Below are 26,562 nucleotides of genomic sequence, written 5' to 3'. Positions count from 1 at the left end.
AAACGCCGCAGCGTGGGGGTTCGTGACAGTTATTTGTGTTTGTCGAGGAACAGGTCGGCGGATCGCTCCCACTCGTAGGAGTCATCGAAGTACCGCTCGGCCAGCGGTTCCTCCGGCATCTCGCCGATCGCCTGTTTCTCTTCGGTGTAGGAGATCCGCTCCTTGTCGACGTAGTACCGACCGGTAAGCACCTTCCCCTCGTGGAGGGCGTTCTCGGTTTCAGCCATCATGTCGGCGGCCTCACGCCGATCCGTTTTGTCGAACTCGTAGTCGTCGGAGTCGTTGACATCGATGTAGGGGACGTACTGCTTGGCGTCCTTGTTCCATGTCGGACACTGCGTGAGGAAGTCCACGTGGGCAAACCCGTCGTGTTCCATCGCCTCGACGAGGATCTCCTTGGCTTGGTTCGGGTTGACCGCGGCCGTCCGGGCAACGTAGGACGCACCGGCGTTCAGCGAGAGGCTGAGCGGCCGAAGCGGCTCCTTCGCGCTGCCATGGGGCTGCGTTTTCGACTTGTGACCTTTCGGGCTCGTCGGCGAGGTCTGGCCCTTCGTGAGGCCGAAGATCTCGTTGTTGAACACGATGTAGGTCATGTCGTGGTTCTCGCGGGCGGTATGCATGAAGTGGTTCCCGCCGATCCCGTAGCCGTCACCGTCGCCGCCGGCGGCGATCACCTCAACGCCTGGATTGGCGAGCTTGGCCGCACGGGCGACCGGCAGCGAGCGACCGTGGATCGTGTGGAAGCCGTAGCTGTCGAAGTAGCTGTTGAGCTTGCCGGAACAACCGATCCCGGTACACAACAGCATCTCCTCGGGGGATTTCCCGAGTTCCTCGGCGGCACCTTTCAGTGCTTTGAGGACGCCGAAGTCACCGCAGCCGGGACACCATGTGGCCTGCGGTTCGAGTTCCGGCGTGTAGTCGTCTTGGTCGGTTGGCTGTCCGTCACCGATTGCTGAGAATGCACTCATGATTAATCACCTGCTGCTGGAACGAATTTGGTTTCGGGCCCGGAGAGCTCGCCGCCCTCGATGATCGTCGTTTCGAAGCCCTCGACGATGTCAAGCGGTTCGAAGGGGTTCCCGTTGTACTTCAGAAGGCTCGACAGCTTCTCGCCGTACTGACCGAGCTCCTTCTGAGTGAGCCCACGGAACTGTGCGGAGGCGTTCATCTCAACGACGAGCACCTCGTCGACACTTTCGATGAACTCACTGACCTCCTCGACCGGGTAAGGAGCCATATCGGAGACGCCGAGCGCTTTCACGGAGTAGCCCTGATCGTTGAGCATGTCGACAGCCTCTTCGACGGTGCCCTGCTGGCTGCCGAAGGTCATCAGCCCGTAGGTGGCCTCGTCTGGCCCGTAGTAGGTCTGGTGGCTCTCGTCTTGGGAGGCCAGATCAGCCGCGATCGCCTCAAGCTTCTGGGTTCGCCGATCCATCTGGGCGACACGGTTCGACGGTGTTTCGGCGATATGTCCCTCAGGGGTGTGTTCGTTTCCTGTCGCAAGGAAGCGACCACCCTTCTGGCCGGGGATCGACCGCGGACTGACACCGTCTTCGATATCGTGCTGGAAGCGGCTGTACTTCCCGCTGTCGTCGTGGGGTGCTTCTTCGAGCTCGGCCTCGGTGAGCGTTGAGCCAAGCGAGGGGTTGGGTTCCTCGTCGAAGTGCGAGGCTGGGAGGCTGACGAGCTCGCCGCCGAGCTTCTGGTCGTAGAGGACGATCGCCGGGATCTGGTACTCGTAGGCGATCTGGAAGGCCCGCCGCGTCTGCGTGTAGGCCTCTTCGACCGTTCCCGGTGCGAAGACGACGCGCTGGGAGTCACCCTGTGAGGTGTACAGCACGTGTTCGAGATCCGCCTGTTCGGGTTTCGTCGGCATCCCGGTCGAGGGGCCGGCCCGCATCGCCTCGATGAGGACGACCGGCGTTTCGGTCATCTCCGCGAGGCCGAGCGGTTCGCTCATCAGCGCGAAGCCGCCACCGGAGGAGCCGGACATCGCCTTCGCGCCGGCGTGGCTCGCGCCGACTGCGAGCGCGGCCGCGGCGATCTCGTCTTCGACCTGCTCGGAGATCCCGCCGACCTCCGGGAGGTTTTGGCACATGATGGTGAAGACCTCGGTCCACGGCGTCATCGGGTAGCCCGCGATGAACCGACAGCCCTCATCGAGGGAGCCGTAGGCGATGGCGTCGGAGCCCGACATAAGCACCTGCTCCTCGTCGTGGCTGCCTTCCGGCACCGTCACGTCGACGGCGTCGACATCGTACTCCTCGATGATCATGTCGTGAGCCTTATTCAGGATCTCGAGGTTTGGTTCAAGGATCTTCTCCGGCATCGCATCCGACATGAGCTCCTCGATCCAGTGGAGGTCGATCCCGGCCAGCGCGCAGGTCACGCCGACACCGGCGGTGTTGCGCATGACCTCACGGCCGACATCCCGAGCCATGTTTCGAAGGTCGATGTCGTAGACGTGCCAGTTGTTTTCCTCGACACGGGCGTCGAAGTCCTCGATCTCGCTCGCATCGAGCAGCCCCGAGTCGTAGACGATGACGCCACCCTCACGGAGCTCATCGAGATTCTCCGCGAGCGGTTTGATCTCCTCGTTGCCGTAGTAGGCATCCTCCTGTGGGTTGCGGGCAAAGGAGTCACCCAGAGCCAGCAGGAAGTTGTAGCCGTCACCACGGGATTTCACCGGCTCCGCCGCGGCACGGATCTCGGTGTAGGTGTGACCACCGCGGATCCGCGAGGGATAGTGTCGGTGTGTGAATACGTCCAAGCCCGAACGCATCAACGCTTTGGCAAAGTTCTGACTCGTTGAGGCGATCCCGTCTCCGGAGCCGCCGGCAATTCGCCAGATGAATTCATTATCAGTCATAGGTTGCTGTCACGGCCCCACTGGGCCACTAGTATGGGGAAAATGCTAGCCCCGGGTAAAAGAGTTTGCTATGCATTAGCAAGGAAAGATCATGAAGAACCGCTAATTGTGGATGTTCGTTCACAAGCAAGGCGAATTCAGGGGATTCCACAATCGGACACGGCTGCCTCACACACCAACTCGAAAGGGCTCTCTGAACGGGACAAACACCGTGATTTGGTGGCTCCGACCAGTACGCACTGTGTGCCGCTCGGCTGGTATCGATCACCCACCCGCTGAGGGGGTTGTCGCTCGCTGTGTCGCCGTGAGTATCAGTCTGACAGAAATATGGTATTTGATCGTCGCCGTGCCGCCCGGTCGCTGTGACCGGCGTCGGACTACTCAGTATTGTCGGGGCTTCGCGGATGGTAGTCGGTATCGTATGTTCCAGGTTGGTCGTCGAGTCGATCTGGGTTGATTCGGCCGTCCAAGAGCATGAAATCCAGGATCGTCAGATTCAGCATCGCCTCAACGACCGGCACCGCTCGCGGCATCAACACCGGATCGTGGCGGCCAACGACCTGGACATCCTTCCGCTCGCCGGTCTCCCAGTCGGCGGTCGTCTGCTCTTTAGGAATGCTCGTCGGCGCGTGCCAGGTCGCCTCGCCGTAGATGGGTTCGCCGGTCGTGATCCCACCTTGGAGGCCGCCGTGATCGTTGCCGACGGGGACGGGATCGCCCTCGTCGCTGACGGTTTCGGGATGGGCGTCGCCGTCATCGAACTCCCAGTCTTCGTTGCGCTCGCTGCCGCGCATCGTTCGGGCGTCACGCCCCTTGCCGAACTGGAACGCTGTCGTCGCCGGGATCGCAAACATCGCCCGCCCAAGCCGCGACGGGAACGAATCAAACCGTGGCGCGCCGAGCCCCCGGGGAACACCGCGACACTCGAAGTATACCGAGCCGCCGATGGAGTCGCCTTCCTGCTGGTATTCGTCGATCGCATCACGCATCTGTTCGGCGGTTTCGGGATGGGCACACCGCACCTCGTTGTTCTCGGTGTGTTCGAGCATCTCCTCGAAGCTGACCGGGGGTGCCTTGATGTCGCCGACCTGATTGACGTGCGCTTTGACCTGTACGTCGTAGTCGCTCTGTTCGAGCACCTGTTTGGCGACCGCGCCGGCGGCGACCCAGTTGACCGTTTCGCGGGCCGAGGAGCGACCACCGCCACCCCAGTTCCGCGTCCCGAATTTCGCGGAGTAGGTGTAATCGCCGTGTGATGGTCGCGGTGCGGTGACAAAGGGTTCGTACTTGCCCGAGCGGGCGTCCTTGTTTTCGATGACCATCCCGATCGGCGTCCCGGTTGTGTAGCCGTCCTGCAGCCCGGAGTTGATCGTCACATCGTCGGGCTCGCCGCGAGAGGTCGTGATCATCGACTGGCCGGGTTTGCGGCGGTCGAGCTCCGCCTGTACCGCCTCGGTGTCGAGATCAACCCCAGCCGGACAGCCGCTGATCGTCACGCCCATCGCCTTCCCGTGGCTCTCGCCGTAGGTCGTCACCTGAAAGAGCCGGCCGAACCGATTGCCGTTCATTATCGGTCTCTGGACCCCGGAGCATTTGAACCTTGCAGTCCGTCGGCAGCGTGCTCACTCTAGGAGCCTGTCTCGGAGGGTCGAGAGGCGGTCGGTGTTGGCGCGCCATAGTCGACGGGTCACGCCACCGATTGCCAGCACGGTTACGGCAACCCCCACCAGGTTGCCGACCGGGAGGATCGCCGCCATCCCCACGACAACCGTGCCGACAATGAGTGCCCCCCAGAGATTCGGTCGCCCGTCCTCGCTGAAGCGGCGCAACAGGATGATGCCGACGACGAGCTGTCCGAGGGCGGTCGCAATGACAAGGCCGATCACGCCGACTACCAGTGGTATCAACACGAGGATCCCGACCTGGGCGGGCGCGCCAAGCTCGGCGAGCCCCGCAGCAGTAACGCCCACGAGTAGATAGCCGGCCACGCAGGCAACGACTGTCCCGACACCGAAGCCTCCAGATTCGACGGGGTGCTGTCGAATTTCCTCGCCGACAGCTCGGGTTCGCTCGCCGGCGTTGGAGACCAACATCGCGCCGACGAACAGCGTTACCGACAGATAGCTGATGGCGACAATGACACGTACCACGAGATCACCAACCGCAACGAGCTCTGCCGGCCCCGGAACCCCCGGGATCCCCGCGGTCAGCAGTGTCAGTCCACCAGCCGGATCCATATCGGCTACATCACAGGCGATGACAAAAACGTGCTGGGGCGATTACTCGGTGCGATCGATGGTGGCACCCAGATCCGACAGCACCTCGAAGAAGTCAGGGAACGAGACGGCGACGTGGTCGGCACCGGTCACCGTTGTGTCGCCGTCGGCGACGAGACCGGCGACCGCAAGCGACATGATCACCCGGTGGTCGTGATACCCCTCGACGGTCGCGCCGCTCAGCTCGGAGTCGCCGCCGTGGATCGTCAGCGTCGCCTGCTCCTCGGTGAGTGACGCGCCGAGTGCTTCGAGCTCAGTCGCCATCGCGCTCACGCGATCGGTCTCCTTGTAGCGAACGTGCTCGCAGTTTTCGATGACGGTGTCGCCGTCGGCGACCGCCCCAAGCACGGCGATCGTCGGCAACAGATCCGGCGTGTTGCCCACGTCGACGGTCGTCCCCGACAGCGACGACCCCGAGACGGTGATCGTCCCTCTGTCTGTGTGCCACGAGATGTCAGCACCCATCCGGTCGAGGATATCGACGATCGCGCTGTCACCCTGCGCGCTCGGCTGGGCTCCCTCGACGATGACCGACCCGCCGTCGCTCGCGGCGACCGCGCCCGCAGCCAGCAGGTATGACATCGAGGAGAAGTCACCGGGAACGTGGTACTCGCCGCCGGCCGGCGCGTACCCCTGGCCGCCCTCGACGACGAACCCATCCGCCCCGGCCGAGCGGACGCCATCCTCGCCGTTGGTGCCGACCGGTTCGGCTGTCACGCCGAAGTCGTCGAGCACCTCTAAGGTGATATCGACGTACGGCGCGGATTTGAGCTCGGTCGTGAGTTCGAGTTCGATCCCCTCGTCGGTCACTGCCCCGGCCATGAGCAACGCCGAGATATACTGCGAGGAGATGTCGCCTGGGATGGCGACCGTGCCGCCGTCAAGGGAGTCGCCGACGACAAGCGGGGCCTGGCCGTTGTTGCGGGTGCTTTCGGCGCGGGCATCCAGCTCCGTGAGCGCGGACAACAGCGGCCCCTGCGGCCGCGAGCGAAGCGAGTCATCGCCGGTCAGGACGGTCAGCCCATCGGCGAGGGCGGCCGTCGCGGTGACCAGCCGCATCGTCGTCCCGCTGTTGCCGCAGTCGATGACATCATCCGGGACATAGGGAGTCCCGTCAAAGCCCGTGATCCGCAAGGCACCGTCGTCGCCGACCACCGTGACATCGCCGCCGAAGGCGTTGACCGCGCGTTGGGTCGCCCGCGGGTCGGCACTGTCGAGTGCGTCGTAGATGGTCGCCTCGTCGCTGTAGCCGGCCGCCAGGATCGCCCGATGGGTGTAGCTCTTCGAGGGTGGAGCACGCGCCGTTCCCGAAACGGATGATGGCGAGATGTGAACGTCCATACCGGCCCATACGACCACGGGGCTATCAGCCTACCGGAGCATCATGAGCCGACCGGATGGCACTATCGCGCGCTTGGTGGCCGCGGGTTCAAGAAGATGATTCGTGTTCGTCCGACGATGTGGCTGCCGCGGTGTTCGTCTCATCGTCTTCGACGGTGGTGTCAGTGTCAGCCGGTGTGTCGGTCGAGTTGGTGTCTGTTGGGGCATCGGCCGCATCACCATCTGTTCCTTCGTTTGCGTCGTCATCTGCCATTTCGCTCGCGTCGTCATCTGCCATTTCGCTCGCGTCGTCATCTGCCATTTCGCTCGCGTCGCCATCTGTCATTTCGCCCGCGTCGCCGTCAGCGGTGACAGCGTCATCACCGCCTCCGTCACCGTTTTCGCGCTGTTCCTCGGGGCCGTGGAACTCGAAGGGCTGTTCGCTGTCGCCGTCAGTTGCCGCCGCCGAGTCATCGGCGGCGATCATCGTCGCCCCGTCGATCGAGGTTGTCGTGTCGATCACGGCTGTCTCGGCGTCCTGCTCGCGCTGATAGGCGACCGCCCGCTCCTGGAGTTCGTCGATTCGGGGCACGTCCGTCACATTCGAAAACAGCACAGTGGCCGTGATCTCCGAGGCGTTCGGGAGCGGCTCATCGCCGGCAAGCACCTCGACGGTGCCTGTCTCTTCTTCCAGCAGGTATCGGCCGGTTTCGAACCCTTTTCTGGAGATCTCTGATGGCGGCCCCGAGAGGATCACCAGCACCCTGTCGGTCGATTCGATATCACAGGGGAGTGTCAGCTTCGAGCTCAGCGCGCTGCGAACGAGTCGCTTGATCGTTGCCGCATCGGTTTGGGTGTCAGGGGTCTCCTCTGCAAGCCCCAGCAGTTGCATCAGTCGGGCGAGCAGCCCCTCGTCGTCCGTGTCGACCTCAATGCTCGCATGACCGATCGAGGAGAGCCCGCCGACATCCAGCGTCCGCATCACATCGGCCGGATCGATCCGCATCTCCGAGACCGTTGCCGGATCTGATTCCCCGGCCGCAAACAGCGAAAGGATCCGGGTCGCAACCATCTCGTTGATCTCGTCGTACTCCTCAGCGACCGGCTGACTGCTCCGCGCCCATGAGTCGTTATCGATCGGCAACACAGCATCGGCCAGCGGGACAAACGTTCGCACCGCTCGCGCAGCCGTGAGCGCGCGCTCGTCGGATTCCGACGCTGCCGGCAGCGGGCCAAGGACGTACACCGGGATCTCGTAGATGCTTTTGAGCTCCTCTAAGAGGACGCTGCCGACGCCACAGCCGGTGCCGCCACCGAAGCCGGCGACGACCATCGCCGCGTCAACCTCGGTGTCGTCGACGAGATCTAACGCCCGGCGAATCTCCGGGAGCTCGTCGTCGGCGACCTCCGCGCCGAGCTCCGGGTCGCCGGCGACGCCCGGTGAGTGATCTCGGTCGGTCGCGCTGGCGGCGTCGGTATCCGGGCCGTCATCGTCCGGTTCGACGTACTGATTGACCGCCGAATGGGTGTCACCGATCAGGATCTGTCGCTCCTCGGGGAGGGTGTCTGTCTCGCCGAAGGCCTCGGCGGCGGTGTTAAACGCCAACACATTGCCATCGGTAAAGTTCCGGCCGGCCTCAAGCTCCGCTTGCAGTAGCTTGTCGACCAGCCGTGTACCCGCGTCGCCGACCCCGAACAGCGACAGCTTCATTCACTGCCCTCCACTGCGTACCCGTCAGTCGCCAACCGGACGGCAGCGTTAAACGATCGGATCGAGATCATTGTTGTCGTCGGTGATCAGCGACTCGATCTCCTCCTCGCGGACCGCTTCCTGCTGTTGGATCGTATCTTGGGCGTCGACCGCCTGATCCTGAATCTCCTTGATCCGTGGGGTATCGGTCACGTTCGACAGCAGCACAACCGCCGCGAGTGTATCTGAACCTGTTCGTGGGTCGTCGCCGGCGAGCACATCGACCGTTTCGGTCTCCTGTTCGAGCCAATCACGGGCGGATTCGACACCCTTTCGGGAGATCTCCGATGGTGGCCCCGCAAAGATGATCAGCGCGCGCTCGGCACTCGCAACATCACAGGGAACGGTCAGCCGGGAGTTGACCGCGCGCCGAACAAGCCCTTTGATCTTTGCCGCATCGGTCGACTCCATATCCGAGACTTCCTCATCACTGAACCGAGAGAGCAGCCCGTCGTCGGGTGTATCGACATCGGTCGAGGCGTAGCCGATCGAGGAAACACCGCCGACCTCCATGGTGCGCATGATGTCACTTGAGTCCATGGCGTTTTCGCCGACCTCGCTTTCGTCAACCTCGCCGGCTGCCAGCAGCGTCACGATCCGAGTCGCCAGCTCGCGGTTCATCTCCTCGTACCCCTCTTCGATGGTTTGGCCGCGAGAGCGCCAGGCGTCGTTGTCGAAGGCGATGAAGTTGTCAACCTTGTTGACGAACGACTGCAGCGACCGTGCGGAGTTGAGCGCGGGTCGGCCCCCCTCGTATTTGCCCGGCAGCATCCCGAGACCGTAGACAGGCTCGTCGTACATCTTCTGGAGCTCCTCGATGACGACCGGAGCGGCCCCGCTGCCCGTTCCGCCGCCAAGGCCGGCGGCGACGAGGATCGCATCGACCTCGTGTATCTCTACGTCGTCGAAGATACGGCGAATCTCGTCGATCTCCGTTTTTGCCACCTCCGCGCCGATCGCGGCGTCGCCGCCGACGCCGTGACCTTTCGCCTTCTTGTGGGTCTCACCGATCAGCAGCCGTCGATCCTCGGGGACGTGTTCCGGCTTGGCGAGATCCGTCCGTGCGGTGTTGATGACGAGCGTATGCCGGCAGAGATCGCGCCCGGTTGCCTGCTCGAACTCGACCATCCGGTCGATCACTTTGCTCCCCGCATTCCCAACGCCGATCGTTGCGAGTTTCATTGCCGACTCCTCTGAAGTCGACCACGTGGTAGTGAGACCATACGTTGGCTGGAGGAATGGACTCTGGACTTATTAACCTATGTCAGACTCGGAGATATGTGCGAGGCACTTTATCGGCCCCAATCACCCCTCTTCGATCGGCAGCCCAGCCGAGCGATGGCGTTGCTCGCGTCACCTCTTGGGCGTGTCTCGGCTATCTAAAGCTTGAAACCCGGTCAGCCGGTAGGTGGTGTATAATGGTTTCAGATGAGCTCCGCAAAGAAGCCCACAATCTCGATGTAACGGTCTGGGTCGGCAAACACGGGATCGAGTCAGTAACCGAGGAGTTGGCCGACCAGCTACAGGATCGACGACTCGTGAAGGTGAAGTTTCTCCGCGCTGCCCGCGGAAGCGACGATACCGAGACGCTGGCAGCCGAGTTGGTCGACGCCGTTGACGCCGATCTGATCGAAACACGCGGCAACACCGCTGTGGTGCGCTGAGTTCTATATCGCTGGCGATAGCGAACCTGTCGATCACACCACCGACCACCCTCCTGCAAATCGTAGCCCAAAGACATTTCCCGCCCTCGGGAGCACCTCCGGCTATGCAATCGGAACCGTATCAGTCAGCAGCCACATCACAACGGGGCCAGACAGACGATGGGTGAGGAGCCGACCTCGATTCGTGACGCAGTTGATCGAGCCGTTGACGCCTTCGATACACCGCCGGAGTCGGAGTCATCTGAGCCCACGGTTGAGGCAACCGATACCAAGACCGCGGTCGTCAGGCTTCGAACGGCCTGTCGGCTCCTGACGGCCTGCCGCTCGCTTCGAGAGCCCGGCGGCTACCACGCCAGCGGTATCGAACTCTCGTTTGCGGCGATCGAACACTCGCTTGACGCCCAGGCCCACAGCCGCGGTGAGACAATCAGAAAGCCCGGATCCGGACGGATCGCCGCATTCGGTCGGGCTGGCGACCTCGGACTTCTCAGCGAGACGACGGCCAAACAGCTCAAACAGCTCCACCGCGACAACCGGACGCTCGCCCGAACACGTGATACCGGGGCGGCCGCCCAACATGCGACCGCCATGTTCGATCTCGCGGAGGCAGTTCACAGCCATGTCGTCGACACGGCAGCACTCTCCCATGAGTGTACCTGCGAGGAGTGATTGGTGCTTACCTGAGACGAGAGGTACTCACCCGATCTCGTATCAACTGATCCGGCAGCGACTCAACAGGAGATAAGCTCGCGGCGCACTGTCGACGTGCTGTCTCACCCAAACACGTCGTTAGCATGAAGCCCGGCCATCAGATCCTCGACAAGGGGTTCGACGCTCTCGTAGGGGTATTCCTGATACTCTGCGTACTCCATGCCGAGCTCCATCGCGCCGATCGTCACATCGCCGGCCTCGAAGGTTGTTGCCGCGCCATCAGGCAACACCGGAATCAGCTCGAAGGGGTCGGTCACCGGATAGCTGGCGGCTCCGAAAACCTCGGTGAGTTGCCGGCGAATCTCCGTCTCAGGGGTTGTCATTGAGACGAGGGTGGTGGCTCGGGGGTTGTAAACTCCATTACTCCGAGGTGATGAAGACCATCACGGTATCCTCTGTTCGGAGCCCATCGGTTGTCGAAACCGGCGGCAACGGGGGGTCGCTACAGATCGTTCGGGTTGATTTGCTCCGCCAGCCGGCGGACAGCAGCGATCGCCCCGACCCCAACCACCACATACACGAGAACCGACAGCCACGTCAGCGGCGTCGTGCTATCGATCGCCAGCCGCGCCGCGGTGTTGGCCGGGCCACCGGGCAGCAGCGTCGCGCCACCGAAAAACAACAACACGCCGACCGAAAACAGCAGCTGTGAGGATCGCCGATCAGGGGCCAAAAGCGAGACAGCAACCCCGAGGGCAACGACGATCGCCGTCACCGCGGCCACAAGCACGGCCAGCGGGGCGACGTTGGCGACAGCCACGCCGTTCAGCGAGAGCAGCCCCAGCCACGCGACCGCCTGTATGGGGGCGATAGCGATCATCGCCGCCGACTTGCCGTCAACGATATCGACCATCGTCACCGGCGCGACACGCAGCAGTTCGAGGGTGCCCTGCTCGCTTTCGGCGGTCAGCGAGTCGACGGTGATCGAGCCGCTGATAAACACCGGCAGGAACACCAACAGCGGCAGCAGGATCGTGTAGGTGAAATCGTAGTATGGGTTGCCACCGGTGTCAGGCGGCAACGGCAGCGGTGGGTTGGCCAGCGAGCCGGCGCGCTCGGCGCGGAGATTTCGCTCCAGGGCGCGCAACGCCTCCTGGCCCTCCGAGACAACGAGTGTCGTCTCGATGCTCCCGTCAGGAGCGGTCATCACCACCTCGATGCGGCCGTCGCTTCGGGTTGTCTGAAACACAGTATTCACCGCCCCATCCTGGAAGTCGGCGTAGGCCTCGCTGGTCGTTTCGTACCGCGTGCCGTCGATCGCCGGTCGGTCTTCGATCGCCGCCAGCATCTCGTTGGTCGCATCGCCGGTCACGGCGGCATCGATCTGGTAGCCCTCGACGCTGCCGGGATCGTACAGCGAGACAAGACCAACGACCAGAAACCCAGCGAAGGCGGCGACAAACAGCTGGATGACCACCGCGAGGAGGATCGTCTTCTCTCGGCCCAACACCCGGATCTCCCGGCCGGCGATGGTGAGCCGAGGATCGCTGAACCGGTCAGCGATGGCGTGCCAGCGATCCCGCAGGTCTCGATCAGCCATAGAGCGTCACCACCCCGAGATTGTACGCCGCGTGGATCGCCGTCGCGGCGACCAAGGAGACCAGATACCATCGGAGCCGCTTGCGCGCGCCGAGGGCACTCACCCCGGCGGTCACCGTATGCAACACCAACGGCCCGGCCAACAGCAGCAGCGTTGTCGACGGCGTGATCCCGATGCCGGCGGGCTGGAGGGCTGCCTGCCCGAGCTGTAGGTCGGGCAGCCCGACCAACTGGGCGACGACGGTGAACTTCTCGGCGACAAAGAAGCCGACCCCGGAGGCGGCCCCGAGCACGAGCGCGGTCGAGGCCGACCGATCGAACCGGTCGCTCTCGAAGCCGGCGAAGATGTGGATGCTTTTGGCGACCTCCTCAACGGCGGCGATCACCACGAGCAACAGCGGGATCGACACCTCGATCGGCAACACGAACAGCACGGCGATCGCCAACAACTCAGCAATGAATACCAAGGGGAGAAACAGCGCGGTCAACACGCCGACCGAGCGAACACCACTCAGTCGCGCATCAAGCGCGTCCAGGAACTTCAGCGGCACCGGCTTTTGCGAGAACATATCCTCCTCGCGGTAGACGCCCGTTCCAAGCAGGAACAACACGGCGGTGCTCGTATAGAACGGGCCGGTCGAAAACAGGTAGCTCCCGAGGCTGACGGCCTCACCCTGTAGCTCCATGACGACAAGTGTTAGCGGCGATATCAGCGCGATCGGGGTTACGTTCGTGAAGATCGAGGGGATGAACACGTAGCTCGTGAGGAAGACGGTGATCGTGATCGTCACGAACGTCAGCTCCTTGAACGATCGGGCGAACATCGCGCCGAGGAACGTCGCCGCCAGAAACGTCAGCGCGATCGGGACGACCGCAGCCACCGACAGCAACCCCCCACCGACCGCCGCGGCGATGACCGCCGTGACGGCGACCGCGATGGCAGCATACGGTAGGGTTTTGCCGGCGACGATATCCAGCCGCTCGACGGGTGCGACCAACAGGAGCTCACCACGGCGGCTGATCCGCTCGTTGAGCACGCTGCTCCCGTAGGATTGGATCACGAAGTTCATCGGCACCAGAAACAGAAACGCCAGCAGCAACGAGCCAAAGGGGAACGGCGGCTGGATCTCCGCCGGCGAGCCGCTGGTGCCGCCGCCGAACAGCGCGCGATCGAGCAGCGACCCACCGCCGCCGTCAGCGACCGGCGGCGCGTCGCCATCGGCGTCATCCGTGCCTGCGGTGGAATCACCACTGCCGGCCGTGTCACCATCGCTGCTGCCACTCGTTCCATTAGCTGTGTCGTTGGCGTCGGGCTCGGTGTCGGTGTCCTCGTCAGCGTCGCCCTCTGATCCGTCGGTTCCATCGGTCAGGTTGCCGGCGTTCGTTGGTGCGGCTGGGCCAAGCGTTGACTGCGGAAGATACTGGAGTTCGACAATAACCGGGTAGGCCGCCGTTTGGTTTGCTTCCAGTGCCATCGCCCGGTCGTTGTAGGATTGCACCGCCGAGCGAAACGCGGTCAACGCGGCCGCACCCTTCTCACCGTCGGCGGCTTCGACGAGCAGGGTCGGCGATCGCGGCCCAGGGCCGGCGGTCGGCTGTCGAACCCCGCCGACCAGCAGGTCGATCTCGCCGGTCGCCAACGCGCTCCGAGAGGGGGTGCGTGCGGTCAGGGCGGCGTTGTCCTCGATGACCGCGTTGTAGGGGCTGTCGGCGGCGACGCCGACCCGGTAGATGTCGGTGTTCGGGGCCGGCGAGGCGACGCCGAGGGCGACGGCCGACGCTCCAACGCTGCCGACGAGCACGACGAGCACAGCCACGACAGCGAGTGTGCGGCGGTTGTAGCTGTTCGTCGACTGGCCGATCTCCCAGCGGGCGATCCGTCCGATCCGGCGCAGGCGACGACCGATGGTCGTGAGCCGTGTTCGGAGGCGATCACCCCGACTCACGGCGAGTCCTCCAGCTCGTGTCGGTCGGCCGCGGGCTCGTCGGCCGGTGCTGTGTCGGCCGCCGTCCGCGGACTTGGCATCTGTTGGCCCGTCAGTTCGAGGAAGATGGATTCGAGGCTCGGCTCGTCGGTGCGGATGTCGGTGACGCTACCGCCGGCCGCCTTTGCTGCGTCCTGCAATTCTTCGACCTCAGCCATCGTGTCGACGACGGCACGATGCCGGCCGTCGGCGGTCGGCTCCGTCCCGTCGAGTGCGGTGTCGCTGAAGACGCGATAGCTCGTGTCGCCGTGTTCCTCACGGATCTCGCTCACCGAGCCGCGGGCGATGATCCGGCCCTCGTTCATGATGACGACCCGGTCGCAGACGCTCTCGACGTGATAGAGGTTGTGCGCGCTGAAAACGACCGTTTTGTCGTCCTCGCGGAGTTCCTCGGTGAAATCCAGCACCGAGTTCGTCGTCAGCGGGTCGAGGCCGCTTGCGGGTTCGTCGTAGATGAGCACGTCGGGGTCGTTGACCAGCGAGCGAGCGATGGCGACCTTGCGTTTCATCCCCTTTGAGACATCGCCCAGTCGGCGGTCGCGGTATTCGAGGTCGAGACGGTCGAGCGTCGATTCGATGCGGTCGCTCGCAACATCGCGCGGTACGTCGTAGAGATCCGCAAAAAACCGGAGATACGAGCGAGCGGTCATATCCTCGTAGAGCGGCGATTCCTCGGGCAGAAAGCCGAGTTGGTGGCGCATCTCGGGGTCGCCAGCGTCGAAGCCGGCGACGGTCGCGGTGCCGGCGGTCGGTTCGATCAGGCCAGCGAGCATCTTCAGCGTCGTCGTTTTGCCCGCGCCGTTGGGGCCGACGACGCCGAAGATCTTGCCGCGTTCGATCTCGAAATCGCTGCCGACCACGGCGGCGAAATCGCCGTAGGTCTTCCGCAGCCCCGACACCTCGATCATACCTGGTGTGCCACCGCAGCGTACAAAAACACACGGCCTTGGCTATCAGCGATAATAGCCGGCAGGGCAGCGAGTTGCCGGTCGCCGCCGGTCGCCACTCGGCTACGGCGGCCGCTCTATCGAAAACCGGTCGTCGGTCGCCGCGTAGTAGCTGCCGGCGAGACGGCCGACCGTCTCCAGTTTCGTGATGTCGGGTTTGCCGTCGGTGAGGACGTTCTCATCGACGTGGGCGTGGACGACCTCGCCGAGTATCAGAACGCTGTTGCCGACCTCGATCCAGTCGTAGAGTTCGCACTCGAAGGCGATCTGGGCGGCGGCGACGCGCGGCGGCGCGACGGCGACCGATTCGGCGCGCTCGATGTCGAGGTGGTCGAACTCGCTTTCATCGGGCGGCAGCGTCGCGCTCGTGGCGTTCATCGCTTCGACGAGGTCGCGGGTGACCGTGTTGAGGACGAACTCCTCGGTCGCTTTGACGTTCCGTGGCGTGTGTTTCAGCCCGCCGTCCCGGCCGACCGGCGCGAACATCACGACCGGCGGGTCGACGGCGACGACATTGCAGAAGCTGTAGGGTGCGAGGTTGGCCACGCCGTCGGTACTCGTCGTCGAGATCCAGCCGATAGGCCTGGGTGTGATCGCCGTCGACAACAAGCGATAGGCCGAGCCGAAGTCGTCGGGCGCGCCGTCGCGTGTCGGCATCTATGGCGCGCCGACAAGGACGAACTGGCTCGGCGCGTCGCCGTTGTGGATCTGCCGCTCGCTGTCGGGATCGACGCGGACGGCCTCGCCGGCCTCCAGCGGGACGGCCTCGTTGTCGATGGTGATCGTCGCCGCGCCCTCGACGAGGAAGTAGACTTCTTCCTGCTGTTGGTCACCGTGATCGTGGAGTTTGCCGCTCCATCCCGGCTCGCAGTCCAGCACCGAGATTCCGAGTTGTTCGCAGCCCAGCGGCTCCCGGAGGAACCGGAGACCGCCGCCGACCGGCTCTACGTCCTCGTATTCGACTTTCGTGTAGGACATCGTTTTCGGGTTTACCGGCAACGACAAAGTAGGCTTCGGCCGTGGGGGTCGGAGAGTGCAAATAGGTCGTTGACAGCGTGTCATAGGATGTTTCTTGGATTTGTCGCGGTGATACATAGGGACGGTAGACTTACGACCTGCTACAGTCGCATAATCGTACATGAGCGATGAAGAGGAGTCTGGATCGAGCAGAAAAGACAGAGGAATAGGGATGATGATCGGAATGGCAATCGGAGTTGCAATCGGTTCTGCTACGGAGAACATCGGACTTTGGCTTGCAATCGGAGTAGCACTTGGTGCTGCAATCGAAACAGGATTGAGTAAACGAAACCAGAGCGACTCAAGTCCTGATTGAGGAGTTCGCAGACCTACGTACCGCCTGATCCAAGCAGAGTGAGTTGAAACTAACTCCGTAGCGAATCGTTCTATGACACGCTCCGTTGAAACACCGGGCGACCAACCGCCATCCTGGTGGACTGAAAGCGCGTCGAGGGCTTTCAATTCTTGTTGCTGTGCCTCGGTTTGAATCCCGAAACGGATCGTCAAAATCGACCGGCAGGCCCTTTAGCCACAACAACAATCCAATGCCAATGACGACACCACCGGAGTACGCCGTCGGCGTCGATGGCTGTGCCGGCGGTTGGCTCGCTGTTTGGCCGACCGCGGCGGGCGGCTTCGAGAGCGACCGCTACGACGAGTTCGCCGCCGTCGTTGACGCCCACACGACCGCCGACCGCATTTTGGTCGATATGCCGATTGGCCTACCTGAGTCGGAGTCACGCAAGTGCGACAGCGTCGCCCGCGAGCGACTCGGCGCGCGCGGCCGGTCGGTGTTTCCGGTTCCCTGCCGTGCGGTCGTCGAGTACGCCAGCGAGTCGGGCAGCGACACTGAGTACGACCGCGCCAACGAACTCCAGCGTGAGCATCTCGGCTCGGGCCTCTCCAAGCAGGCCTGGAACATCACGACGAAGATCGCCGAAATCGACCGCCTGCTCCGCGAGGAATCGCCCGCGATCGACATCGTCGAGAGCCACCCCGAGTGCTGTTTCGCCGCGTTCAACGACTGGTATCCAGTCGCCCAGCCGAAAGCGATGACGGCGGGGCGGGCCGCGCGGTTCGGGATCTTCGACACCGAACTCGACGGCTGGCGAGCCTGTTACGAGGCCGCGCTCGACGACTACTACCGGAAACACGTCGCACGCGACGACATCATCGATGCCCTTGCGCTGGCCGCGGCCGGCCAGCACGAACTCACGTCGCTGCCGGCCGAACCGCCGACCGACGCGGCCGGATTACCAAAACAGATCGTCGTGCCCGATATCGAACCGTCGTGGGAGCCGTTCGTCGCGCTCGCAGAGCAGTAGCGACGGACTCGTATTAGGGTTTGACGGCGACGAACCGCAGCCGTCGGTAGTCGGCGACCCACGAGCCATCGCGGAACAGCTCCTCGCGGAGCGCGTCCTCGACCTCGCTGACGACCGCGTCCTGTTCGGCCTCTGAGAGCGGGCCGAAGACGGGATCGCCGAACATGTCGAGCCACCCGCGGAGGCCGTCGTCGCCACCGTCCAGCGTCGTCGGCCGGTCGAACAGCTCCGCCATCCGAACCTCGAACTCGTGGGCTTCGAGCCGGCTGGCGTACTCGCCGATACTCGGGAAATACCATGGATTGTCGCTGTCGTAGCCCCGGTCGGCGAGCGCATCGCCGACGGCTGCTCTGATCGCCGCAACGTTGCCGACGCCGCCACACTCGGCGACGAAACGGCCGCCCGGTTCCAGTGCGTCGGCGACAGTGTCGAGTAGGGCATCTTGGTCGACCTCGGGGATCCAGTGAAGGGCGGCGTTCGAGAACACCGCGTCGAAGGAGTCGTCGGACTCGTAGTGCCGGGCGTCGGCGTGGCCGAACTCGCAGTCGGGGTACTGCTCGCGGGCTTCGGCGATCATCGACTCCGCGCTGTCGATGCCGACAGCGGTCGCGCCGCGCTCGCGGATCGCTTCCGTCAGGTGGCCGGTGCCACAGCCGAGATCGAGGACGCGCTCGCCGGACTGGGGATCGAGGACATCGACGAGGTCGCTTGCGGCGTCGTGGACGAACTCACAGGTCGCATCGTACTCGCTGCCGTCCCACTCGTTGGTCATCGTCGACTCCGAGTCGGTCATGGGTTGTCCCGTTGTCGACAACCCGCTTATAGTCCAGGGGGCAACTGTGTAATCTGGTGCCCATCGCCGGAAGTTCCATATCTCTCGACCACCTACCACGGGTATGTTTACCGGGCGCACCGACACGCCGTGTTGTCTCTGTGGTAGCCCGACGACCGACCGGCGGATCGAAGTCCCACCGCGGGCGGTGACGCTGATGGAAAACAGCGGCCCGATCGCCTGGCAGGATATCGTCACCCCGGTGACGCTCCAGTTTTGTGCCGACGACTGGGAGCTGGTTCGTGATCTCGCAGTGGAGATGGATCACCACCCGCTGTCGCGGTGCAATGTCGCCTACGCCTCCTTCGACCTCCGAGAAGATTTCGAGGCCATGCTCAACGAGACGAAGGACGCTGTCGACCACGCCGAGATGGAAAGCCGCCTGTTAGAACGGAGCCGGGAGGTGTTGGCTGATGCCGACGACCCCATGACCGAGACACGCGACCTCGTCGAGGCGGCCGTGATCGACGCCGCGTTGGCGGAGCTTGATGCGGTGCCATCGACGGCGGAGTAAGCGAATGCGGTGGCTTTCAACGCGATCGCTCCCGTCTAACGCGTTGTCGACAGGGTGACAGTGGCGGCGGCAGCTACTCCGCGGTGGCGCGGTGCTCGATCTCGCTTCTGAGCCCGGCGGCCGCAAAGTCATGATCCGGGCGGAGTTGGACAAAATGCAGAAAGTCGGCAGCCGACAGCAGCTCGCCCGTCGAGTACGACGCTTCGGCGGCCCCAACCGCCGCCCGCGCGCCGAGAATCGGTTCGAGGGCCGCCAGCGCGCAGGCCAGGTCGTATGACTGAATCCCCTCGCGTGCGTCGCTGTCGACGCTTGTCGCATCGATGAAGTAGAGCGCGTCATCCAGCAGCAACACGTTTTCGGCCCGAAGGTCGCCGTGGGCCAAGCCCCCGTCGTGGAGGGTTCGAAGCGAGGCAAACAGCTCCTCGGCAACCCAGGATTCGGTCTCAGGGTCGAGGGCATCCAGCGAGCGAAACTCCGGGAGATACTCGAAGACAACGACGCCATACCCTTCGACATCGAAGGCCTCGATCGGCTCCGGGGTGTTGAGCCCGAGTTCCCGCATCTCACGGGTTGCCTCCAGCTCGTGGCGTGCCATCTCGGCGGGCGACTGGAAGGATTCGAAGAAGCCGGCCGTCCCGCTGGAGACCGCTCCCAGGTTCCGGCCGGTGGTAAACAGCGCGTGTACCAGCGTGTTCTGCTGGCTGATCACCTTGACAAACAGCGCGTCGTCGATGACGACCGGCGTCGACAGCCAGTTGTCGGCCTCCAGAAACCGAACCTGAGCGGGCGACCGATCGTATCGCTCAACAACGGCGCGAACGACGGTCTCGATCGCCGACCAACTGGGTTGGCCGCGAACGAATCGGCGGAGGGACACTACCGGAGGGAATGACGTGGGCGGATATAAACATCCGGCTGTCGGTATCACCCTCTCAGACCGATCGAATCCGCGCCCCAAAGGTAGCGGCCACAACTGACAGCTGCTCGGTAAAAACATATCATCATCTAGTGTTTCAGCTGGAGATTTCGACCGAGTGTATTATATATGTTCATGTGGTACCCAGTATCAACTGGAATCTTTCGACAGATGTTTGAAACCTTACATACCACTCTGTCGACACTCTCTTCGCATCCCCTAGCGGGTGGTCTGGTATGAGCCGGCCGCCAAGGGAGTCCGTCGACGCCGGGCTGGCCGATGCGGTTCTCTCAGCGATCGACGCTGGTGTGGTTGTCGTTGACGCGGACGACCGGATCCAACAGACAAACGAGTCCGTTCGCACCGAGCTCGGGCTGTCGGATGAGCTGGGCGATACCCCTGTCGCCGAGGGGTTGCCACTCGGCGAGTACCTCCAAGAGCTGTCGCCCGGAGAATCACTCTCGGAGGCAACGCTGGCGTCAGCACCCGAGCCGAGTGGGGTCAACGACAAGGCGGGGCTGCGGAGACACAGTGACGGCGTGGAGCTCGTCGTGCCACAGGGTGATATCGAACGCTGTTTTGTTGTCTCGGCGGAATCGGTATCGGCGGCCGCGGCCGATCGGCTGCTGTTGTTCGAGGAGATCAGCGCCCAACGCCGGATCGAATCGCAGTTCAAGACGGCGATGGGGTATACGTCGGATACGGTGGTGGTCGTCCGCTCGGATGGCACCGTGCGGTACGTGAGCGATCCCACGGAGACGACGACGAAATCGCCGAGTGAGATCTCCGTCTCGGCTGATCTCCTCGATTCCGTCCATCCCGACGATCGGGCGACCCTGAAAACCGCGCTCGAAGACGCCGCCGAGACCAGCGAGATAAGCATCCACCACTGTCGGCTGGAGACAGCGGGCAACGGCTGGCGGATGTTCGAGGTCTCGGTGCGGGAAAACGGGTCGCTGCCGGCCGTCGAGGGGCTGATCGTCACTGCCCGCGATGTGACCGACCGCCACCAGTTTGAGCAACGCCGGCAGGTGATGAACCGCATCCTCCGCCACGATCTGCGGAACGATATGAACGTCGTCGTCGGCCACGCCGATATGCTGCTCCAGACTGACGACGACCAGGTGACAGACCACGCCGAGACGATCCGCCAGAAGGCACTTTCCTTGGTGAATCTCGGCGATAAGGTGCGGACGATCGACCAACAGCTTCACGGCGTCAACCGACAGCTCCGCCAGATCAACATCGCCCAGATCGTCCGCGAGGAGATCAGCGCGATCCACGACGAGCATCCGAGCATTATCATCCGCTCGCGGATCGACGAGAGCACCATCATCGGCAACACGCTCATCCGAACGGCGATCCGAAACGTCCTCGACAACTCCATCGTCCACAACGACAACAGCTGTCCGGAGATCGAAGTCGAAGTCGAACGCCGCCACGAGACAAACCGAGTTCAGGTCGAGATCAGCGACAACGGGCCCGGGATCCCGAAAGGCGAGCGGCGCGCGATCACCAACGAGGCCGAAACACCGTTGGAACACATCAGCGGGCTTGGGCTCTGGCTGGTCAAATGGATCGTCGACGGGATGGATGGCTCGATGTCGATCGCACAAAACTCCCCGCGCGGGACGATCGTGACGCTGTCGTTCCCGGCCGCCGATGCCGACGAGTGGGACACCCTTGAGGATCAGCGGCCGGCCGGTGTCGCCGACGGGATCCCGTTTGCCAACAGCTCGATGGGCGATAGCGAACCGATCGGCACAACGACCAGAAACAACGACTGAGCGGGCGTTTTGCTACCGTCGACGGCAGACAGCAGGGCTGGCTACCGGCGACGATAGGTGACAAACCCAAAGCCGTCGCGCTCGTCGCGGTCGACTTCCTGCCACTCGCTGTCGTCCCACTCGGGGAACTCGGTGTCGCCCGTGTAGGCGTCGTCGAGTTCGGTCAACACCAATTCATCGGCCCGGTCGAGAAACTGCTCGTAGACGGTCGCCCCGCCGATCACGAAGACGCGATCCGCGTTGTCATCGAGTTCACAAACAGCGTTGGCCTCGGCGACAGCAGCATCGATCGAGTCGACGACAACGACGCCCTCGTGCAGATCGGGCTCGCCCCGGCTCAACACGATATTGTGTCGGCCCGGCAGCGGGCCGTCGATCCGGGCGGCGATGGACTCGTAGGTGCGGCGACCCATGATGACGGGGTTGCCCATCGTCGTCTTCTTGAAGTGTTGGAGATCCTCGGGGAGGTGCCACGGCATCTCGCCGTCGTCGCCGATGACGCCGTTGGCGGCGACCGCGGCGATCAGGGCGAGGGGTGGGTCGTCGCTGTCGGCGGCTGTGTCAGTCATCGTCATTCGGCGACCGCGAAACTGATCCCGTCGGCGGGATCGTAGTCGAGCAGTTCGATATCCTCGAAATCGAGGGAATCAAGCGGTTTGTCGGCGATCTCGATGCGTGGCCGAGAGCGGGGTTCCCGCGACAGTTGGGTAAGCAGTCCGGGGACGTGATCGTAGCCCTCGGTCTCCTCGGTTTCGTCGGGGGCCTCTGTTTCGAGCCAGTCGCGGACAGCGAGATAGTCCGCCCGGGACTCTACACCCGCAAGTCGCTCTTGGAGGCGATCGAGATTGTCGGCGTACCAGTCGCCGCGGGCGTCGGTGCCACAGTAGACGTGGGCGTCGACGACGGTGTGGCCGAACTCGCCGACCTCGAAGCCGGTTTCCTGGGCGACGGCGTGGGTGAGCAGCGAGTAGGCCGCGATATTAAACGGGACGCCCAGCGCGATATCGCCGGATCGCTGGGTGAGATGGCAGTTCAGCTGGTCGCCTTGGACGTTGAACACGAAGGTATAATGGCAGGGTGGCAGCGTGCTCACCGCGGCGTTGGCCGGGTGCCACGCCGAGACGACGAGCCGCCGGGAGTTCGGCGACTCGTTGAGGGTGTCGACGACGTACTGGATCTGATCGAAGGTGCCGTCATCGTTGCGCCACTGGTGGTCGTCGTCGGGCCACGCCTCGCCGTCAAGGCCCTCGTCGGGAACGGGAAACCGTCGCCAGAAGCGACCGTAGGCGGTGTCGAGGCGGCCCTCTTCGTCGGCCCACGCGTCCCAGATTCCGGTTTCTTCGCGGAGGTTGCGGATGTGTTCCTCGCCGCTCAGATACCACTTGAACTCGTGGATCAGCGAGTTCCAGCGAAAGCCCGAGAGATCCTTTGTCGTCAGCAGTGGAAATCCCTCCTGGAGGTCGACTTTGTACTGCTGGCTGAAGGAGGCGATGGTATCGACGCCGGTGCGGTTCGGTTTGTGCCCGCCGCCGGCAAGCGTGTCGGCGACGAGATCGAGATACTGCTGCATTGCGGCTTGGTAGTTCCACCGGAGCCGGCTACAAGTGTATTGCGCTACCGGCCGCGATCGGCTTGGAGGTCGCTGAGAGCCACGTCCAGCAGCGACTCATATACGTCGGCGTAGGCGTCGGCGACGCAGGCGGGATCGCCACGCTCGTCGCTGCTGAGTGGCTGTAGCGTGCGTGTCGACACCGGCTCGATCATCCCAACAACACGGTCGACGCGCTCTTCCAGTTGGCCCTCGCGGTCGCTTCCGCTAGCGACCTCGTAGGCTTTCAGATAGCGTGCGCCGTCGTAGAGCCGAACGCGCGTCGGGCCAACAACGGCAACCGCGTCGAAGGCGATCCCGTCGACCGGCAGGGCGATGTCGGCGTAGGACTCGACGACCGCAGGCGTCGTCTCGGCGATCCGGTCGGTCACGCGCTCGAAGGCCGGCAGATACCGCTCGGCCATCACATCGTTGAATCGCTCGACGCTGTCGACGCGGGGAGCGTCGTCCAGCGGGAGCGACTCGGCAACGAGACCGGGCAGGAGTCCGGCGTCCTCGGCGACGCCGTTGACGACGAACGATGGTTCGTCGGCTGTCGTCACGCGATCGACGAGAAACGTCCGGCCGGCTTCGCCGAGCATCCCGGTTCGGTCGGGTGTCGGCCGCCAGAGGCGATGGACAGGATTGAGCTGTTCCTCACGCAACTCAGTGTCGCCAGCAGCTGCGAGCGTGGCGACATCTTTTCCGTAGAGCCGACCGGAATCGAGGGCGGCCGCGGCGTCGTCGTGGTCGTACCAGTAGTCGTTGCCGGCACGTGGTTTGAAGCCGACCGCGCCGTCGATGGCTGCCAGCAGGCCGGCGGCGAACGTCGTTTTGCCGGCGTCAACGCGGGCGTCGCCGGCGACGAGTAGCTTCATCGGTCAGTTGTCTGTGTCGCTGTCGGTGTCGGCAGCACTGTCGGTGTCGTCAGCACCGTCGTCACTCTCATCTTTGAGGCCGTAGTAACCGGGTTCTTCCTCGGTCGGCGGTTCGGCGATCACGAGGGTCTCGGAGTGGCGCATGATCCACGGGATCGCCCAATCGAGCAGCACATCCTCGACGCCCTCGTCGATCTCGGCGTCGGCCTCAAGCCCCTGTAGCAGGCGAGCGATCTCGTAGACGGAGTACATCATCCCATCGTCAAGCAGTTCTTCGGGCGTGTAGAAATCGCAGGGATACAGGTCGTCGAAGGCGTCTTTCGGGCGTGGCATACCGACCTGTAGGGGTGCCGACCCCGAAAACGGTACGGATTCCGACGGAACGGGTCGAAGAAGTCACGCTTGCAAAGAGGCCCACGACGGCACATGAATCGCCCGAAGAGCGGAACGGGGCGGGCAAAAGAGACCCATCGTATACCAACCGCCCCTTATTCCGTACCGGCAGACAGCTCGAACTCGGCGTCGAAGGGTAACTCGTCGAGATCAATGTCGCCGCGAATGACGTAGTCCTTGATGTACTCGTTCATATGCTCCCACACCACCGGCCGCAGGTCGTCCGTTCGAGTTGTTACTTGGAGAATGGCCCCATCGACTGTCGTAAGCAGGTAGATCGCTGTTTTCCGGGCATCAACATCGTTGAACACTCCCTGTTCGATACCATCGGCAATGATTCCGGTGAGATGCTCGACGTACTTATCGGTCGTCTCGGTGAATTTCTCGGCGAACGCCGGATCATGAATCGACTGCGAGCGGAGCTCGATCCAGACGCCCATCCGTTCGACTGCATCAGGTCGGCCCTCTGCAAGTGGATGGTTGCCGAGGGCGAAGTTCATGAACAGGTAGAGTTCCTCGATCGGGCCCCTCGTCGATTCGCGATCCAACCCCTGCTCGAACTGGAGGATAATGAAATCGGCAAACGAAAGCAGGATATCGTCTTTGTCATCGAAGTGGTGATAGAACGTCGACTTGCTGAAGTCGCCCTCCTCAGCGATGCGCGAAATGGAGAGGCCGGCGTACCCGTGTTTGTGCAACGCGTTGTAGGTCGCATGCATAATCTCCTCACGCGTGTCGGGGGGCTCCCTGCTGGACGCGCTCTCGTTGCTCATACCAGCCTGTTAGTCCACTCCAAGAGAAATAGCTTGTCACAGGGTACAGGATGATTGATACTGTTTGCTGTAGACGGTTACCGCCTCGACCGCCCACCGGGCGGCGGTCGAACGGTAACTTCCTACAGCAAACCGTATGAGCGGTGCGCCGAGTGCCAGCGAGACGGTCACAACACCTCATCGAGTTCGTGGAGCCGGCGGAACACCCGCGTCGGGAACCGCGGCTCGATGCGGCTCGGGGGCCGACCGCTCGTCGAGCCGTCCGTGCGGATTCGCTCGACGAAACCGTCGTCGGCGAGTTCATACAGGTAGCGTTTGAGGGTGCCGGCCGAGAGGTCAACAGTATCGGCGGCGGCGATTGCGGCAGTCGTGTTTTCGACCGACGAGCGGTCGCTCTCCGGAACGTCGAGGAGGGCACGAAGCACCTGCTGGCGGCTGGGTGGCAGGAGGAGGACCTGTGCGAGCGAGACTTCCGGACGTGGCATCGTCGCCGTGGCGTGGGCGATATCGTCGTCAGTGACCGTCGATCTGTTGCGCTTGGCCGCTCGGTCGGTAGCCACGAACAGCGCGGCGAGGGCGTCGTGGGCGTCACCCTCAGCCCACCGCGCCAGCGCGGTGAGCTGTTCGTCCGTCGTCGCCGTTCGAAGCCGGCCGTCGGCGACGCGGTTGGTCAACACTTCGACCAGCGAGTATTGGGTGTAGGCGTCGACGTGGATCGTCTCGATGTCAGGTCGGCTACTGACGACGGTGTCGGTCGGCTCCGTCCGGCCGACGGCGAGACAGCTGACCGCGTCGCCGAAGGCGTCGAACTGCTCAAAGGCCGCTTCGACCGAGAGGGTTTCGGGTTCGCCGACATGGTCGACAGCGACGACGAGCTGTCGGTTCGTCTCAGCGAGGTGGTCGGCGAACCGTTCGATGATGACATCGCTGCCGACGCCCTGTCGCGGGATCGACTCCGCGATGACGGTGTCGACGACCGTATGCAACAGCGCGAACGCCGACTGAGAACGCCGGGCGTCGACGTAGACGAACCGCACGTTTGGAGCGGGTGCCGTCCGCGTCGTCGTGTAGATCTCGGTTTCGTTGCGGCCGAGCAGTCGCCGCAACTGCTCGAACAGCGGTCGGACGACCGCGGATTTGCCGGCCCCTTTCGGCCCCCAGACGTAGCAGTCGCTCGGACAGTGGCCATCGAACACCGGAGCGAGGCCATCGAGCAACTGTTCGATAATGGTCTCTCGGCCGGTCGGCTCAGCCGGATGCGCAATCGGGTTCAGCGCGTCGGATTCGAGCACCAGCCGGAGGTCGCCGGTAGTCCGGTGTCGGCGTGCGATCCGCTCTTTGAGAGTCATGGCTGTGTCTTTGTGGGAACCGTCTGTCGTGCGATCTGTCTCTGTGTTCGGGGACTGGAAACCCAGAGTACGTCAGCCAACACCGTCACAAGACGAGTGTTAGCGGCTCCGAGCTCACCAAACGGGTGA

At 63.5% G+C, this 26,562-nt stretch carries 27 protein-coding genes; 6 read left to right on the top strand and 21 right to left on the bottom strand.

Translation table 11 applies throughout. The features are described 5' to 3' along the window. Window positions 1–29: 29 nt before the first annotated feature. The 7 genes from EWF95_RS12935 to EWF95_RS12905 all read right to left on the bottom strand — a co-directional run bounded on the left by EWF95_RS12935 (window position 30) and on the right by EWF95_RS12905 (window position 9,397). Entirely contained in the window at window positions 30–968 is a 939-nt protein-coding gene (locus EWF95_RS12935) for a thiamine pyrophosphate-dependent enzyme (protein WP_142444504.1), read from the bottom strand. Between the two features lie 2 nt (window positions 969–970). Further along, window positions 971–2,869 carry a 2-oxoacid:acceptor oxidoreductase subunit alpha gene (locus EWF95_RS12930; RefSeq protein ID WP_142444503.1) on the bottom strand — a complete coding sequence of 633 codons (1,899 nt, stop codon included), beginning with the start codon at window positions 2,867–2,869 and terminating at the stop codon, window positions 971–973. Window positions 2,870–3,246: 377 nt separating this feature from the next. Further along, window positions 3,247–4,437, bottom strand: a complete 1,191-nt coding sequence (gene aroC, locus EWF95_RS12925; RefSeq protein ID WP_142444502.1) for a chorismate synthase — start codon at window positions 4,435–4,437, stop codon at window positions 3,247–3,249. A 54-nt stretch (window positions 4,438–4,491) separates the two neighbouring features. After that, window positions 4,492–5,106, bottom strand: a complete 615-nt coding sequence (locus EWF95_RS12920; protein WP_142444501.1) for a hypothetical protein — start codon at window positions 5,104–5,106, stop codon at window positions 4,492–4,494. A 42-nt stretch (window positions 5,107–5,148) separates the two neighbouring features. Continuing rightward, complete coding sequence (aroA, locus tag EWF95_RS12915) at window positions 5,149–6,486, bottom strand: 3-phosphoshikimate 1-carboxyvinyltransferase (protein WP_142444500.1); 1,338 nt, start codon at window positions 6,484–6,486, stop codon at window positions 5,149–5,151. A gap of 88 nt (window positions 6,487–6,574) precedes the next feature. Next, window positions 6,575–8,176, bottom strand: coding sequence for a tubulin/FtsZ family protein (locus EWF95_RS12910; RefSeq protein ID WP_142444499.1), 1,602 nt, complete (start codon window positions 8,174–8,176; stop codon window positions 6,575–6,577). Between the two features lie 48 nt (window positions 8,177–8,224). Then, on the bottom strand, window positions 8,225–9,397 hold the full coding sequence (locus EWF95_RS12905; RefSeq protein ID WP_142444498.1) for a tubulin/FtsZ family protein: 1,173 nt from the start codon (window positions 9,395–9,397) through the stop codon (window positions 8,225–8,227). A gap of 236 nt (window positions 9,398–9,633) precedes the next feature. On the opposite strand from EWF95_RS12905, the gene EWF95_RS12900 reads away from it, so the two are divergent. Next, window positions 9,634–9,879: a YhbY family RNA-binding protein gene (locus tag EWF95_RS12900; RefSeq protein WP_142444497.1), complete on the top strand. Its 246-nt coding sequence runs from the start codon at window positions 9,634–9,636 to the stop codon at window positions 9,877–9,879. Window positions 9,880–10,038: 159 nt separating this feature from the next. After that, window positions 10,039–10,548, top strand: a complete 510-nt coding sequence (locus tag EWF95_RS12895) for a hypothetical protein (protein ID WP_142444496.1) — start codon at window positions 10,039–10,041, stop codon at window positions 10,546–10,548. Window positions 10,549–10,652: 104 nt separating this feature from the next. Here EWF95_RS12895 and EWF95_RS12890 read toward each other — a convergent pair whose 3' ends face one another. The 6 genes from EWF95_RS12890 to EWF95_RS12865 form a co-directional block, all read right to left on the bottom strand. Further along, window positions 10,653–10,913 carry an MTH865 family protein gene (locus EWF95_RS12890; RefSeq protein WP_142444495.1) on the bottom strand — a complete coding sequence of 87 codons (261 nt, stop codon included), beginning with the start codon at window positions 10,911–10,913 and terminating at the stop codon, window positions 10,653–10,655. Window positions 10,914–11,032: 119 nt separating this feature from the next. After that, window positions 11,033–12,130 carry an ABC transporter permease gene (locus tag EWF95_RS12885; protein ID WP_142444494.1) on the bottom strand — a complete coding sequence of 366 codons (1,098 nt, stop codon included), beginning with the start codon at window positions 12,128–12,130 and terminating at the stop codon, window positions 11,033–11,035. Beyond that, window positions 12,123–14,075: an ABC transporter permease subunit gene (locus EWF95_RS12880; protein WP_142444493.1), complete on the bottom strand. Its 1,953-nt coding sequence runs from the start codon at window positions 14,073–14,075 to the stop codon at window positions 12,123–12,125. The genes EWF95_RS12885 and EWF95_RS12880 overlap by 8 nt, the downstream gene beginning before the upstream one ends. After that, a complete protein-coding gene (locus tag EWF95_RS12875) occupies window positions 14,072–15,022 on the bottom strand; it encodes an ABC transporter ATP-binding protein (RefSeq protein WP_142444492.1) in 951 nt (316 codons plus the stop codon). The genes EWF95_RS12880 and EWF95_RS12875 overlap by 4 nt, the downstream gene beginning before the upstream one ends. Window positions 15,023–15,124: 102 nt before the next feature. Further along, window positions 15,125–15,718, bottom strand: coding sequence for a flavin reductase family protein (locus EWF95_RS12870; RefSeq protein ID WP_142444491.1), 594 nt, complete (start codon window positions 15,716–15,718; stop codon window positions 15,125–15,127). Continuing rightward, window positions 15,719–16,039: a cupin domain-containing protein gene (locus EWF95_RS12865; protein ID WP_142444490.1), complete on the bottom strand. Its 321-nt coding sequence runs from the start codon at window positions 16,037–16,039 to the stop codon at window positions 15,719–15,721. Between the two features lie 160 nt (window positions 16,040–16,199). On the opposite strand from EWF95_RS12865, the gene EWF95_RS12860 reads away from it, so the two are divergent. Both EWF95_RS12860 and EWF95_RS12855 read left to right on the top strand, forming a co-directional pair. Beyond that, window positions 16,200–16,394: a hypothetical protein gene (locus EWF95_RS12860; RefSeq protein ID WP_142444489.1), complete on the top strand. Its 195-nt coding sequence runs from the start codon at window positions 16,200–16,202 to the stop codon at window positions 16,392–16,394. Window positions 16,395–16,629: 235 nt separating this feature from the next. Further along, on the top strand, window positions 16,630–17,403 hold the full coding sequence (locus EWF95_RS12855; protein WP_185911788.1) for a DUF429 domain-containing protein: 774 nt from the start codon (window positions 16,630–16,632) through the stop codon (window positions 17,401–17,403). A 13-nt stretch (window positions 17,404–17,416) separates the two neighbouring features. On the opposite strand, the gene EWF95_RS12850 is transcribed toward EWF95_RS12855, so the two are convergent. Continuing rightward, complete coding sequence (locus tag EWF95_RS12850) at window positions 17,417–18,196, bottom strand: methyltransferase domain-containing protein (protein WP_142444487.1); 780 nt, start codon at window positions 18,194–18,196, stop codon at window positions 17,417–17,419. Between the two features lie 103 nt (window positions 18,197–18,299). On the opposite strand from EWF95_RS12850, the gene EWF95_RS12845 reads away from it, so the two are divergent. Next, window positions 18,300–18,749 (top strand): hypothetical protein, encoded by a 450-nt coding sequence (locus EWF95_RS12845; RefSeq protein WP_142444486.1) that lies wholly within the window; start codon window positions 18,300–18,302, stop codon window positions 18,747–18,749. Between the two features lie 73 nt (window positions 18,750–18,822). Here EWF95_RS12845 and EWF95_RS12840 read toward each other — a convergent pair whose 3' ends face one another. Continuing rightward, on the bottom strand, window positions 18,823–19,626 hold the full coding sequence (locus tag EWF95_RS12840; RefSeq protein ID WP_142444485.1) for an RIO1 family regulatory kinase/ATPase domain-containing protein: 804 nt from the start codon (window positions 19,624–19,626) through the stop codon (window positions 18,823–18,825). A gap of 275 nt (window positions 19,627–19,901) precedes the next feature. Between EWF95_RS12840 and EWF95_RS12835 the strand changes: the two genes are divergently transcribed. Next, window positions 19,902–21,452 (top strand): sensor histidine kinase, encoded by a 1,551-nt coding sequence (locus EWF95_RS12835; RefSeq protein WP_142444484.1) that lies wholly within the window; start codon window positions 19,902–19,904, stop codon window positions 21,450–21,452. A gap of 41 nt (window positions 21,453–21,493) precedes the next feature. Here the strand turns inward: EWF95_RS12835 and EWF95_RS12830 are convergent, their stop codons facing one another. The 6 genes from EWF95_RS12830 to EWF95_RS12805 all read right to left on the bottom strand — a co-directional run bounded on the left by EWF95_RS12830 (window position 21,494) and on the right by EWF95_RS12805 (window position 26,433). Continuing rightward, a complete protein-coding gene (locus EWF95_RS12830; RefSeq protein ID WP_394348589.1) occupies window positions 21,494–22,021 on the bottom strand; it encodes a dihydrofolate reductase in 528 nt (175 codons plus the stop codon). A gap of 2 nt (window positions 22,022–22,023) precedes the next feature. Beyond that, window positions 22,024–23,022, bottom strand: a complete 999-nt coding sequence (thyA, locus tag EWF95_RS12825) for a thymidylate synthase (protein WP_142444482.1) — start codon at window positions 23,020–23,022, stop codon at window positions 22,024–22,026. 44 nt (window positions 23,023–23,066) lie between these two features. Beyond that, a complete protein-coding gene (locus tag EWF95_RS12820; RefSeq protein WP_142444481.1) occupies window positions 23,067–23,918 on the bottom strand; it encodes an ATPase in 852 nt (283 codons plus the stop codon). A gap of 3 nt (window positions 23,919–23,921) precedes the next feature. After that, on the bottom strand, window positions 23,922–24,251 hold the full coding sequence (locus EWF95_RS12815; RefSeq protein WP_142444480.1) for a DUF5827 family protein: 330 nt from the start codon (window positions 24,249–24,251) through the stop codon (window positions 23,922–23,924). Between the two features lie 155 nt (window positions 24,252–24,406). Next, window positions 24,407–25,084, bottom strand: a complete 678-nt coding sequence (locus EWF95_RS12810; protein WP_142444479.1) for a TetR/AcrR family transcriptional regulator — start codon at window positions 25,082–25,084, stop codon at window positions 24,407–24,409. Between the two features lie 167 nt (window positions 25,085–25,251). Then, complete coding sequence (locus EWF95_RS12805; RefSeq protein ID WP_142444478.1) at window positions 25,252–26,433, bottom strand: Cdc6/Cdc18 family protein; 1,182 nt, start codon at window positions 26,431–26,433, stop codon at window positions 25,252–25,254. Window positions 26,434–26,562: the final 129 nt, after the last annotated feature.

The sequence above is a fragment of the Halonotius roseus genome (genome assembly GCF_006861655.1).
Taxonomy (GTDB): domain Archaea; phylum Halobacteriota; class Halobacteria; order Halobacteriales; family Haloferacaceae; genus Halonotius; species Halonotius roseus.
Note: the sequence above shows the minus strand (reverse complement) of the source record. Positions and strands in the feature narration are given on the sequence as shown.